Here is an 11,997-nt window from a genome sequence, read left to right as displayed (position 1 = left end):
GGCCGCCGGGATCATCCCCCGGCGGCCTCCGTCGTCCGGGCGCTTCCCGAGCCGGGAACCGCGTGGTAGACCGAGTCATGGCCGAAACACCGTCCAGGCTCACCGCTTCCCGGTCCCTGCGCTCGCGCCGTTCACACCGGTCGATCCTGTCCGTCCGCTCCGAGGGCTCGATCCTGTCCATCGGCTCGGCGTACTCGATCCTGTCGATCGGCAGCGTGGGGTCGGTGCTGTCCGTCGGTTCGGTGGGCTCGTTCGGTTCGGCCCTGTCGTCGCTGTCGTTCGCCAGCCTCGGCTCGGCGCTGTCGGGACTGTCCCGCTGGTCGCTGCTGTCGTGGCGCGGTGTCCACGATGCCCCCGACGACCCGCATCCCACGCTCGTCGTCACCGCCGCCGAACCCGACCCCGCCGCGCACTGCCAGAGCTGACCGGCCGGGCCCGTGTCCCGATCGGCGGGCGGGCGGCTGCCCTCCCGGTGGGGAACCTGATACATCTCGTAGATCACGTCCATGCCCGCCCGTATCGCGCGGCCCCCGGACCCGAGGAGGCGCATGGCCGTCGAGACCCCCGTTCCGGGCACAGCCGAACGCCCCGCACCCCGTGGTCTCGTCGCGGTGCTCTCCCTGTGCGGGATCGTCGTCGCGTTGATGCAGACCCTCGTCATCCCCCTGCTCCCCCAGCTGCCGCACCTGCTCGGCACGTCCGTGGAGAACGCCTCATGGGCGGTCACCGCCACGCTCCTCGCCGCGGCGGTCCTCACCCCCATCAGCGGCCGGCTGGGCGACATGTTCGGCAAGCGGCGCATGCTGCTGGTCAGCCTCGGTGCGGTCGTGGCCGGCTCCCTCGTCTGCGCCCTCGCCGAGTCGCTGCTCCCGATGATCGCCGGCCGCGCCCTGCAGGGCGCGGCGACCGGCGCGATCCCGCTCGGCATCGCGATCCTGCGCGACGAACTGCCGCCCCGGCGGATCGCCGGGGCGATGGCGACCATCAGCGCCACCCTCGGGGTGGGCGGCGCCGTCGGATTCCCCGTCGCCGCGGCCATCGCCCAGATCGCCGACTGGCACATGTTGTTCGCCGCCGCCGCCGGCTTCGGCCTGCTGGGCATCGCCATGGTGCTGAAGGTGATCCCGGAGTCGCCCCACCGCAACCCCGGCCGGTTCGACGTCGTCGGCGCGATCGGCCTCTCGGTCACGCTGACGCTGTTGCTCCTGCCCGTCACCAAGGGCGGCACCTGGGGCTGGTCGAATCCCCTGACCCTGGGCATGTTCGCCGGCGCCGCCGGCGCGGCGCTCGTGTGGGGATACTACGAACTGCGCACGGCGCGACCCCTGGTGAATCTACGGATCTCCGCGCGGCGCCCGGTGCTGCTGACCAACCTCGCGTCGGTCGCCGTCGGATTCGCGATCTACGGACAGATGCTCGCGTTCCCGCAGTTGCTGATGGCCCCCACCGAGACGGGCTACGGATTCGGGCTGTCCATGGTGACGGCCGGAGTGCTCATCGCGCCGGGCGGGATCGTCATGATGGCGCTGTCCCCCGTCTCCGCGCGGATCACCGGCAGCCACGGGCCACGGGTCACCCTGGCGAGCGGGGTCGTGGTGGTGGGCGCCGGCTACGTGCTGGTCTACGTCGCGTACACCGAGATCTGGCACATCGTCGTGGCGGGGATGATCATCGGGGCGGGCATCGGCCTGGCGTACGCGGCGATGCCGGCCCTCATCATGGGCGCGGTGCCGCTGTCCGAGACCGCCGCCGCGAGCAGTCTCAACACGCTGATGCGTTCGATCGGGACGTCCACGTCCGCGGCGGTGGTGAGCGTGGTGCTCGCGGCGATGACCACGACGGTCGGCACCTACACGGTGCCCGCCCTCGACGGGTTCCGCGCCACCTTCCTGCTGTCGATCGCGGCCTCCGCCGTCGCGCTGGCCCTGACCGCCGCCGTTCCCCGGGCGCGGCCCGGCGGGCTCAACCGGCGGTGAGCGACCACTGCCCGTAGTCGGCGCTGAATACATTGTTGACGTCGATGCCGATGCCGTCGATCGTCCCGCCACCCACCTGGTGCAGGTCCGCCGCGGGATGCACGTAGCCCTCGGCCGTGCCCCAATCATGTTGCCAGTAGAACGATCCCAGGCCGGCGTCGCGGGCCCAGGAGATGGTCGGCCCGTTGGCGTACACGCCGGTGTTCCCGGCGCCGACCACGTCGTGCCAGCCCTGCAGGTACGGCGCGATCAGGTCGGCGAACTGTTGCTCGGACGGATTGTCGTCGATCGAGGCGTAGATCGGCCGGTCCGCCGGTCCTCCGGCCGCCCGATGCAGGTCGAGGCCGCGCGTCGCGTGCCGGACCCCGGCGTCGTATCCGCCGAGCCAGTCCGCCGTGTCGGCCTTGCCGAACTGATAACACGACACGACCTCGAGATCGCCGGCGACGAGCGCGGCGGCCTCCGACTCCGTCAGCGGCTTGGCCAGCATCCATTCGGCGCCCGGCCGGCGGTCCGAGACGTACCGGATGGCACCGATGTGCCCGGCGGCACGGATCGACGACGGCGACGGCACGGCCGCCGAGTAGTCGACGATCGTGCCGAGCACCTCCCGGCCGTGCGCCACCCCGGGGGCGGCGACAGCCGACACCCAGGCCGCGCACGAGCCGACGGCCGCGTACCGCAACAGTTCCCGACGTGAGATGGCCATCGAACCTCGCTTGGACGAGCGTGCACGGCGGACAGGGTGTCGAGCTTCCGGTATTGCACCACACTCGCGGGTCCCGCGCGGGCACATCGGGATTCGGGGCCCGCGCGACGGGGACGCGGCGCGGCTACCGGCCGCCGAGCTCGGCGAAGAAGGCGGGAACGAGGGCGACGTCCTCGACGGTGCGCACCGTGGTGTGGACCCCGAGACCGTGTTCCTTGAGCAGATCGCACAGGCCGTCGCCGTCGACGAGTTCGATGGGCGGCGCGCCGAGCCGGTGCGCCTCGGCGCGGGCGTCGTCGCCGAACGTCCCGGTGGTGACGAGCAGGCCCTTCTCGCCGCGACCGGCCATCGCGGCGCGGAACTCGCGCACGACGTCCGCGCCCGCCCGCTCGGGGCCGCGCAGGAACCGGAAGAACACCGAGAAGCCGAGCAGCGACACCCGCAGCACGCCGGTGCCTTCGACGTCGACGTCGTTGTCGGAGCCGGTGTCGAGGTGACCGCCGTGCGGGGGCACCGAGATGGTGGTGAAGCCGGCGGCGCGGAGCACCGCGACGGCGAGCCGTTCGAAGCCCTCGTCGGGGAGCTCGGCGACGGCGGCGAGCACGGGCTCGCGCCACAGCTCGGGATCCTCGGGGGCGGCCGCGAGGGTCACCACCTGCGCGCGCGACGACGCGTTGCGCACGAGCCGCTTGCGCCGCTTCTCCGCGGTGTATGCCACCTGCAGGGGCTTGATCTCGGATTCCTGCACCGCGCGGCCGCGGTCGGTGACGCTCCACACGCCGCGACGGGTGTTGGCGAGCAGCCCCATGCCCTTGAGGTAGGTGCGCGCCCAGCCGACCCGGTACTCGATCTCGGTGACCGGCCCGTCGCCGTGCAGTACGGACCGCGCGGCCTCGGACAGACCTTCGCGCGCGATGACGGCCTTCTCGAGCTCCTCGATCGAGGCCGAGCCACCGAGCCCGATCAGCGCCTGCAGGGTGGGCCACAGCAGATCCGTGTACGGCGGTAGCGCCACCTCGCGGCCGGACGAGTCTCCGACGGGGTTACCGATCACGTTCCGGCGCTGCACACCTTCCCCTATCGTTTCGGCCCTGCTCGCCGCGGCTGTCCGGTCCCGCCACGACGCGCATTTCACCCTAGCCGATGGGCGCGGGCGCGATGGCGGCCACACTCCCCGGGCCCGGCACTGCCGGGGCCGGCGGCGCCGCTCGCTACCGTGGGGCGGGTGGGATTCACGCGCGCCGAACTCGAACGCTTCCGTGACGCGGTGGTGCCCGACCTGATCGGGCCGGACTGCCGGCTGCTGTTCGTGGGCATCAACCCGGGCCTGTGGACGGCGGCGACGGGTGCGCACTTCGCGCGGCCCGGCAACCGCTTCTACCCGGCGCTGCTGCGGGCCGGCATCCTGCTCCGGCCCATCGACCCCACCTCGGGGATGAGCGAGGACGACAGGGCCCACCTGATCGAGCGGGGCGTCGGGATCACCAATCTCGCGCCGCGCGCCACGGCCCGCGCGGACGAGCTCACGGCCGAGGAACTGCGGACCGGGGCGGTGCGGCTGGCCGAGGTGGTGGCGCTGCACCGGCCGCGGGTGGTGGCCGTCGCCGGCATCACCGCGTACCGGTCGGCGTTCGGGCACCGGAAGGCCGTCGCGGGGCTGCAGGCGGAGACGCTCGGCGGGGTGCCGGTGTGGGTGGTGCCGAATCCGAGCGGGCTCAACGCCCACGAGACGGTGGACACCCTCGCCGAGGCGTATGCGGCGCCCGCCCGCGCGGCCGGGATCCTGCGCTGAACCGCGGACGGATCAGCCGCGTCCCACCTTGGCGAGGTAGTCGCTCGCCCGGTATCCCGGCGGCACGCCGTCGACGAGGATCGCCGAACTGTCGGAGTGCTCGGTGCGCAGCGGCAGAATCGCCTGGTAGGCCGGCGACCGGTACCAGGCGCGGGCCTGCTCGAGGTCGGGGAACTCGACGACCACGACGTGGCCGGGCCACGGTCCCTCGTGAACCTCGGGTTCGGCGCCGTGGACGACGAACCTGCCCCCGTACGGCGTGAAGGTGTCGTCGATCTCCTCGAGGTAACGGACGATCTCGGGGCCGAAGTCGACGGAACGCAGATGGGCGATCGCGTAGGCGGTCATGGGGTCCTCCCGGTCGGTCGGTGGCGGCGGTGTGCCGCACACCGACGAGACTGCCGCGCTCCGGTGCCCGAATCGATTACCCGGCAGGTAATGGCCGCCCTTCCCACTCCGCGCCTACGGTGACGGGCATGACCACCGTGCACGAGGAACCCGTCGGAGTGCTGCTGCGGCACTGGCGCGAGCGTCGCGGCCTGAGCCAGCTCGCGCTCGCCAACCGGGCGGAGGTCTCGGCGCGGCACGTGAGCTTCCTCGAAACCGGCCGGTCGCGGCCGACCCGCACCATGCTGCTGCGCCTGGCCGATCAGCTCGACATCCCGCTGCGGGAGCGCAACTCGCTGCTGCTCGCGGCCGGCCTGGCCCCCGCGTATCCGGAGCACCGACTCGGGGACGTGCCGATGGCCGCGGTGGCCGACGCGATCGAGCGGATCCTGGCGTCGCACCGGCCGTATCCGGCGCTGGTGGTGGACCGGCACTGGACGATGGTCGACGCCAACGACGCCGTGGTGGGACTGCTCGACGGCTGCGCGCCGCGGCTGCTCGAGCCCCCGGTGAACGTGCTGCGGGTGACGCTGCACCCGGAGGGCATGGCGCCGCGCATCGCCAACCACGGCCAGTGGCGGGCGCACCTGCTGACACGTCTGCGGCACCAGCTCGCCGCGACGGGCGACCCGGTGCTGCGACGGCTGCACGCCGAACTGGCCGCCTACCCGTGCGACGACGGCCACGACGCCGAGCTCGACCCGGCCGGCGCCCACGCCCTGGTGGTGCCGCTGCGGCTGCGCACCGACGACGGCGAGCTGTCGCTGTTGAGCACGACGACGCTGTTCGGCACGCCGCTGGACGTCACCGTCGCGGAACTGGCGATCGAGGCGTTCTACCCCGCCGACGAGACCACCCGCCGTCTGCTGGGGAGCCGATGACCCGGATCGGCGAACCGGTGCCGCGAAGGCCCGCTCGGGAGTAACGTCCGGCCCGAGACCTGTCCCGTCCCGCACCGGAGGGCATCGATCATGAGCAGGAAGAAGTGGTGGGTACTCGAGGGCCCGGAGAGCGGGTTCTCGCTCGAGGAGCGCGCGACGGGAGACCTCGTCCTCGTCAACACGCAGACGTCGGAGGAACACACCCTGCACGGCTACGTGTGGAAGCACGCCCCGCACTTCGGAGTGCAGATCATGGGCGAGGGCCCCCCGCCCTACGGCAAGTGGGTGGAGAACCCCGAGGAGTGAGCGACGTCGGTCACGGGACCCGCCGCAACGGACGGCGCTCCCCCGTCGTGGTGTCGATCAGTGCCGCGCCGGACACGGCCGTTGCGAGGGGCAGCACGTCGTAGACGGCCGCGGCCACCCGCGGCAGGTCGTCCAGCCGTGCGCGGGGGCTGAGGGTCAGGTGCGGGGTCCATACGCCCGGCCGGTAGTGCTTGTGCAGGTCCGCGCCGGTGGCGGTGAGGGTGTCGACCACACGCTGCTGGCGCCGCAGGAGGTCGGCGGTGGGGGCGGGCGCGAGCCAGATCCGTCCGCGCCGGAAGGCGCCCAGGCCGTCGGAGTAGAGGGTCAGCGGCCCGCCGTCGGGCAGCGCCTCGAGCGCGGCCGTCACGTCGTCGACGTCGTAGCTGCGCAGCACCGCGTACGACAGGTGCGGCACGTGCCGGCCGTGGGTATGGGTGAGCAGCGTCGGCACACCGAGATCTTCGAGCCGGGCCCACAGCTGTTGCAGGGCGCGCCGGGCGGCGGCGTCGAAGAGCAGGCAGACCGCGAGTGCCATCAGCGCACGGTACCGCGGCGGCGGTTCGCCGGCGGTCAGTTCAGGGTGGCGTGCCAGACCAGGGCCGCGGCCAGGGCACCGGCGCCGTTGAGCGACCAGTGCAGGGCGATCGGGGCGATCAGGCTCCCGCTGCGGCGGCGCAGCCAGGTGAAGACGAATCCGGCGGCCGCGGTCGCCACGACCGCTCCGGCGATGCCCAGCACCTGTCCCCACAGGCCGCCGCCGAGGACGCCGCTGAGCCCGCGGTTGCCGTTCGTGAGCCCGAGCGACGAGGCGATGTGCCACAGGCCGAACAGCAGCGAGCCGGCGGCGAACACGCCGCGCGCACCCGAGACACGTTCGAGCGTGCCGTGCAGCACGCCGCGGAACGCGAGTTCCTCGGGGATGACCGTCTGCAGCGGGATGACGATCATCGATGCGAGGAGCGCGCCGGAGATCGTGGCGTAGCGGTCGGACAGGAAGAACTGCCGGGTCGGGGGCAGCGCCACGCCGACGGCGATCACGGCCAGCACGATCCCCGCGGCGCCCAGCGCGTAGAGCGAACCGGACCGCCAGTGGCGCGGCGAGAGCCCGAGTTCGGACCAGCGCATGCCCCGGCGGCGCATCAGCGCGACGAGCACCACGGCCGCGATGGGCACCGTCGCGATGCTGGCCCACACGGTGGTGAAGTGCGCGATCAGGTTGGTGGCGACGAGGACGACCACCACGACGGCGACGTCGAGCCAGGCGTGGGCGCCGCGAAGCGATCCGCGGTGCGCAGGTGCCGTCGTCGGCACGGTCTCGGTACTCAATGTGTTCTCGAACTCCCGCTCTCGGGTCTGTCGGAAGCGGTGCCCTCCGGGTACCCGATGCTCTCCGAGTACCCGTTCCTGTGCCGTACGAACCATCCATACCAGTGTACGGATCGCGTGCCGCCGGGGCCGTGACCGGCGCCACAGCGACGGCCGAATTCGGTAGTGACGCAGGTCACGACGGGTGCGGGAGCGGATTGCGTCACACGCCCCGGCGTCGGGGCGCCGTGTCGCCCGGACTAGCCTTGTCGCGAACATCAGCCCCGCTGTCCAGGACAGTTCAGGAGAAGAAATGGCCGACTTCCTCTACGAGGACCTGCTGCCGATCGGGGAAGACCCCACCGAGTACCGGCTGCTGACCACCGAGGGGGTGTCCACCGTCGAAGGACCGGGCGGCCGCACCTTCCTGCAGGTCGAGCCCGAGGCGCTGCGCCTGCTCACCGAGACCGCGCTGCACGACATCCAGCACTACCTGCGCGCGGATCACCTGAAGCAGCTCGCAAGCATCCTCGACGACCCGGAGGCGTCGGACAACGACAAGTTCGTCGCGCTCGATCTCCTGAAGAACGCCAACATCGCCGCCGCCGGGGTGCTGCCGATGTGCCAGGACACCGGCACCGCGATCGTCATGGGCAAGCGCGGCCAGCACGTCCTCAGTCCCGGCAACGACGAGGAAGCCATCGCCCGCGGCGTGTACGACGCGTACACCCGGCTCAATCTGCGGTACTCGCAGAACGCTCCCCTCACCATGTGGGAGGAGAAGAACACCGGCTCGAACCTGCCGGCGCAGATCGAGCTCTACGCCGACACGGCGGCCGGCCACGAGAACGCCTACAAGTTCCTGTTCATGGCCAAGGGCGGCGGATCGGCCAACAAGTCGTACCTGTACCAGGAGACGAAGGCGATCCTGAACCCGGACTCGATGATGCGATTCCTCGAGGCCAAGATCCGCTCGCTCGGCACCGCCGCGTGCCCGCCGTACCATCTCGCGATCGTCGTCGGCGGCACCTCCGCCGAGTTCGCCCTCAAGACCGCCAAGTACGCCTCGGCGCACTACCTGGACGAGCTGCCGAACGAGGGCGCGATCACCGGCCGCGGCTTCCGCGACCTCGAGCTCGAGGAGCAGGTGCTCGAGCTGACCCGCAAGATCGGGATCGGCGCGCAGTTCGGCGGCAAGTACTTCTGCCACGACGTGCGTGTCATCCGCCTGCCCCGGCACGGCGCGTCGCTGCCGGTGGCGCTGGCCGTGTCCTGCTCCGCCGACCGGCAGGCGAAGGCGAAGATCACCCCGGAGGGCGTGTTCCTCGAACAGCTCGAGTTCAACCCGGGCCGCTTCCTGCCCGAGATCACCGACGCCCAGCTCGACGCCGAGACCGAGGGCGTGTCGGGCACCGGCAAGGGTGCCGCGGTGAAGATCGACCTGACGCGGCCGATGCCGGAGATCCTCGCCGAACTGTCCAAGCACCCCGTCAAGACCCGGCTGTCCCTCACGGGCCCGCTCGTCGTCGCCCGCGACATCGCGCACGCGAAGATCAAGGAACGCCTCGACGCCGGCGAGGGAATGCCGCAGTACCTGAAGGACCACCCGGTGTACTACGCCGGGCCGGCCAAGACCCCGGACGGCATGGCCTCCGGTTCGTTCGGCCCCACCACGGCCGGCCGGATGGACTCCTACGTCGAGCAGTTCCAGGCCGCGGGCGGCTCGATGGTCATGCTCGCCAAGGGCAACCGCTCGCAGCAGGTCACCGACGCCTGCAAGAACCACGGCGGCTTCTACCTCGGCTCCATCGGCGGGCCGGCCGCGCGCCTCGCACTCGACTGCATCAAGAAGGTCGAGGTTCTCGAATACCCGGAACTGGGTATGGAAGCGGTGTGGAAGATCGAGGTCGAGGACTTCCCGGCGTTCATCGTCGTGGACGACAAGGGCAACGATTTCTTCGCCGGCACCGGCGAGGTCACCCTGACGATCGGCAAGCGCCCCGGCCTGTAGGCGGCTGCGCCGCCGGTGCGTCCTTTGGGCTGTCCCAGCAGCCCGAAGGACGCACCGGGATGCTGCGGCGCCGGACGAGCCGACGCATCCGGTCGATCAGGCCTCCGACGGGCCGGACTTCTTCGGTTCGCCGGTGGCGGGGTAGTCGAGCAGCGACTGCTGCAGACGGGACCACTGATGGGCCAGACCCTGCAACGGCGCCAGCGACTTTTCGACCACCTCCAACTGACGGTCGAACGCCGACAGTTGTGCCTGCAGCGCCTGCACCGATTTTCGCTGCGCGTGCAGCTGCTCGACGAGTGCGTCGAACTCGGTGAGGACGGGTGGCACGAGCTCCATCACCTGCCGAAGAGAGCCGAGCATCCGGTTCGCGGGCGCGGACAGGGGCTCGGGAATCGCGCCGAGGGCGTCGCTCCCGATCGACCCGACCGCGTCCGCCACGGCGCGGGTCCTCTCCAGCAACTCCTCCATCGCGGACCCGAGCAGTCCGAATCGACGGGTCTCGCCTTCCTCCGCCATCGTCACCCTCCTCCGGACCACGGTTCGGTCCCGATCCGATCATGCCCCCCGGGCACCGTCTCGGCAGCCGAACCCCGTCGCGGCGGGCTCCCTCAGGCCGCGGGGGTGTCCGTGCGGGAGAGCACGGCGGGCGCCTGCGCGACGAGGCCCTGCAGAAAGCGGACGACGGTGCCGGCCGCCGGAGCGGCGTCCGGCGTCAGCATCGCGCACAGCGTCCGGTAGCTGCCCGGATCGAGTTCCGGCTGCGCCCGGAACTGCGCCGTGAGCGGCACCGTGAACGCGATCGTCCGGTCCCGCGAACGGATGTCGAGCGTCGGTCCACCCACCGCCGCGGTCAGCCGGACCTCGAACCGGTTCGCGCCCACGGTGTGCACGAAGCCCACGGTGCGCACGTTGGCGCGTGCCATCTGCCGGTAGAGCGGCCGCAGTCCTCCGAGGACCATCGACGGAAGCGTGACGGCACCGGAGCCGGCGGCGAACATGAGCGCACTCCTTTTCGTTCTTTTCGTTCGGGGCCGTCACCACGCGGGCGACGACCCTCCGACGCATTATCTGGAATGATTCCAGACAATACGGCGGGGGGCAACGTCGCGGTCGTCACCACTGCGCGCCGGCCACCTGCTTGACCGTCGCGTTGAGCCGGTTCCACACGTTGATCAGCGAGATCTGCAGGATCAGCGCCGCCAGTTGCGGCTCGTCGTAGTGGCGGTCGGCCTCGTCCCAGACGTCGTCGGGCACCGGGTCGGGCCGGTCCGCGAGCCGGGTCACCGCCTCCGTCAGCGCCAGGGCCGCCCGCTCGGCATCGGTGAAGTACGGCGCCTCGCGCCACGCCGCCACCGCGAACAGCCGCTTGTCGGTCTCCCCGTCCTTCTTCGCCAGCCGCGGGTGCATGTCCACACAGACGCTGCATCCGTTGATCTGGCTCGCCCGCAGATGCACGAGGTGGGTGGTGCGCGCCGGCAGCCCGCCACCGTCGGCGGCGTTCCCCAGTGCCTGCAACGCCGTCACCGCGTCGGGCAGAACGAGCGCGGGATTCGTCATTCGAGCCTTCATGATCGTCTCCTTGTCACATCCGGGGTCGTGCGTTCGTCACAGCCATGACGGATCCCGACGACAGAATGTGACGACATGAGCGACGGAAACTTCTCGGCCCACCCCGGCGGCGCCTTCCCCGCCGAACAGTTCGAGGCACATCGGGACCATCTCCGGGCGGTGGCCTTCCGCATGCTCGGCTCGGCGAGCGAGGCCGACGACGCCGTGCAGGAGGCCTGGCTGCGCCTGCACCGCTCCGGCACCGACGAGGTCGCCAACCTGGGAGGCTGGCTGACGACGGTGGTGAGCCGGGTGTGCCTGGACATGCTGCGCTCCCGGGGCTCGCGCCGGGAGGTCCCCCTCGATCAGCCCGACCGTCCCGAACCTGGGTCGACGGACCCGCGCGACGTTCCGGAAAGCGCTGCACTACTGGCCGATTCGGTCGGTGTGGCCATGCTCGTCGTGCTCGACACCCTCGCCCCGGCCGAACGCCTCGCGTTCGTGCTGCACGACCTGTTCGCCGTCCCGTTCGACGAGATCGCCCCGATCGTGGAGCGCTCCCCCGCCGCCACCCGCCAGCTCGCGAGCCGCGCGCGGCGGCGCATCCAGGGCGCGACCGCCCCACGGGCCGACCTGATGCGCCGCCGTCGCCTCGTCGACGCGTTCCTCGCCGCGTCGCGGGAGGGACGGTTCGACGACCTGCTGGCCCTGCTCGATCCGGACGTGGTCCTTCGCGCGGACGACGTCGCCGTGGCGACGGCCCGTGCCGGCGCGGCTCACGGCGCACCGGCGCTCGCGCACGAGCTTCACGGACCCCACAGCGTCGCAAAGGTTTTCGACGGCCGCGCCCAGGCCGCCCGGACGGTGCTCGTCGACGGAATGCCCGGTGCCGCATGGGCGCCGGGCGGCCGTCCGCGCACGGTGTTCGCCTTCACGATCGAAGACGACGCGATCGTCGAGATCGAGGTGGTGTCGGATCCCGGGCAGCTCGCGGCGCTCGAGGTGACGTTCCCGGACGCCGGCTGACACGCGAGTGCGCACCTCTCGTCGCGGCACGCCGGAGACCGGCGCGGGAGGTG

15 protein-coding genes are annotated in these 11,997 nt (G+C 71.7%); 7 read left to right on the top strand and 8 right to left on the bottom strand.

Annotated elements, in window-relative coordinates; genetic code table 11:
* The first annotated feature begins 77 nt into the window (after positions 1–77).
* Together HFP48_RS08940 and HFP48_RS08935 are read left to right on the top strand one after the other, a co-directional pair.
* On the top strand, positions 78–425 hold the full coding sequence (locus HFP48_RS08940) for a hypothetical protein (protein WP_029542331.1): 348 nt from the start codon (positions 78–80) through the stop codon (positions 423–425).
* Between the two features lie 123 nt (positions 426–548).
* Positions 549–1,976 (top strand): MFS transporter, encoded by a 1,428-nt coding sequence (locus HFP48_RS08935; RefSeq protein WP_029542330.1) that lies wholly within the window; start codon positions 549–551, stop codon positions 1,974–1,976.
* On the opposite strand, the gene HFP48_RS08930 is transcribed toward HFP48_RS08935, so the two are convergent.
* Together HFP48_RS08930 and HFP48_RS08925 are read right to left on the bottom strand one after the other, a co-directional pair.
* Entirely contained in the window at positions 1,963–2,685 is a 723-nt protein-coding gene (locus HFP48_RS08930) for a DUF1906 domain-containing protein (protein WP_168579368.1), read from the bottom strand. The two genes, HFP48_RS08935 and HFP48_RS08930, sit on opposite strands and share 14 nt — an antisense overlap.
* Positions 2,686–2,809: 124 nt before the next feature.
* Positions 2,810–3,754 carry a winged helix-turn-helix domain-containing protein gene (locus HFP48_RS08925; protein WP_006933925.1) on the bottom strand — a complete coding sequence of 315 codons (945 nt, stop codon included), beginning with the start codon at positions 3,752–3,754 and terminating at the stop codon, positions 2,810–2,812.
* 156 nt (positions 3,755–3,910) lie between these two features.
* Between HFP48_RS08925 and HFP48_RS08920 the strand changes: the two genes are divergently transcribed.
* Positions 3,911–4,477: a mismatch-specific DNA-glycosylase gene (locus HFP48_RS08920; protein WP_168579367.1), complete on the top strand. Its 567-nt coding sequence runs from the start codon at positions 3,911–3,913 to the stop codon at positions 4,475–4,477.
* 12 nt (positions 4,478–4,489) lie between these two features.
* Here the strand turns inward: HFP48_RS08920 and HFP48_RS08915 are convergent, their stop codons facing one another.
* Entirely contained in the window at positions 4,490–4,825 is a 336-nt protein-coding gene (locus HFP48_RS08915; RefSeq protein WP_006933922.1) for a DUF1330 domain-containing protein, read from the bottom strand.
* 128 nt (positions 4,826–4,953) lie between these two features.
* On the opposite strand from HFP48_RS08915, the gene HFP48_RS08910 reads away from it, so the two are divergent.
* On the top strand, positions 4,954–5,745 hold the full coding sequence (locus tag HFP48_RS08910) for a helix-turn-helix transcriptional regulator (protein WP_006933920.1): 792 nt from the start codon (positions 4,954–4,956) through the stop codon (positions 5,743–5,745).
* A 90-nt stretch (positions 5,746–5,835) separates the two neighbouring features.
* A complete protein-coding gene (locus HFP48_RS08905; RefSeq protein WP_006933918.1) occupies positions 5,836–6,051 on the top strand; it encodes a hypothetical protein in 216 nt (71 codons plus the stop codon).
* A gap of 10 nt (positions 6,052–6,061) precedes the next feature.
* Here the strand turns inward: HFP48_RS08905 and HFP48_RS08900 are convergent, their stop codons facing one another.
* Both HFP48_RS08900 and HFP48_RS08895 read right to left on the bottom strand, forming a co-directional pair.
* Complete coding sequence (locus tag HFP48_RS08900) at positions 6,062–6,586, bottom strand: 2'-5' RNA ligase family protein (RefSeq protein ID WP_168579366.1); 525 nt, start codon at positions 6,584–6,586, stop codon at positions 6,062–6,064.
* A 35-nt stretch (positions 6,587–6,621) separates the two neighbouring features.
* Positions 6,622–7,377, bottom strand: coding sequence for a CPBP family intramembrane glutamic endopeptidase (locus tag HFP48_RS08895; protein ID WP_029542322.1), 756 nt, complete (start codon positions 7,375–7,377; stop codon positions 6,622–6,624).
* A gap of 292 nt (positions 7,378–7,669) precedes the next feature.
* Here HFP48_RS08895 and HFP48_RS08890 point away from each other — a divergent pair, with 292 nt between their 5' ends.
* Positions 7,670–9,367, top strand: coding sequence for a fumarate hydratase (locus tag HFP48_RS08890; protein WP_029542320.1), 1,698 nt, complete (start codon positions 7,670–7,672; stop codon positions 9,365–9,367).
* A 96-nt stretch (positions 9,368–9,463) separates the two neighbouring features.
* Here HFP48_RS08890 and HFP48_RS08885 read toward each other — a convergent pair whose 3' ends face one another.
* From HFP48_RS08885 to HFP48_RS08875, 3 genes are all read right to left on the bottom strand, one after another.
* Positions 9,464–9,886 carry a hypothetical protein gene (locus HFP48_RS08885; RefSeq protein WP_029542318.1) on the bottom strand — a complete coding sequence of 141 codons (423 nt, stop codon included), beginning with the start codon at positions 9,884–9,886 and terminating at the stop codon, positions 9,464–9,466.
* 92 nt (positions 9,887–9,978) lie between these two features.
* Entirely contained in the window at positions 9,979–10,368 is a 390-nt protein-coding gene (locus HFP48_RS08880; RefSeq protein ID WP_065922833.1) for a hypothetical protein, read from the bottom strand.
* Positions 10,369–10,483: 115 nt separating this feature from the next.
* Positions 10,484–10,939: a carboxymuconolactone decarboxylase family protein gene (locus tag HFP48_RS08875; protein ID WP_043799232.1), complete on the bottom strand. Its 456-nt coding sequence runs from the start codon at positions 10,937–10,939 to the stop codon at positions 10,484–10,486.
* Positions 10,940–11,014: 75 nt separating this feature from the next.
* On the opposite strand from HFP48_RS08875, the gene HFP48_RS08870 reads away from it, so the two are divergent.
* The gene (locus HFP48_RS08870; protein WP_006933904.1) at positions 11,015–11,944 is read left to right on the top strand and encodes a sigma-70 family RNA polymerase sigma factor; all 930 of its coding nucleotides are present in this window, start codon (positions 11,015–11,017) and stop codon (positions 11,942–11,944) included.
* Positions 11,945–11,997 lie beyond the last annotated feature (53 nt).

Origin of the sequence: Rhodococcus sp. DMU1 (assembly GCF_012272955.1) — a bacterium.
GTDB classification, from domain to species: Bacteria; Actinomycetota; Actinomycetes; order Mycobacteriales; family Mycobacteriaceae; genus Rhodococcus; species Rhodococcus aetherivorans.
The sequence above is the reverse complement of the archived record's forward strand: the minus strand, read 5'-3'. Positions and strand labels throughout refer to the sequence as shown.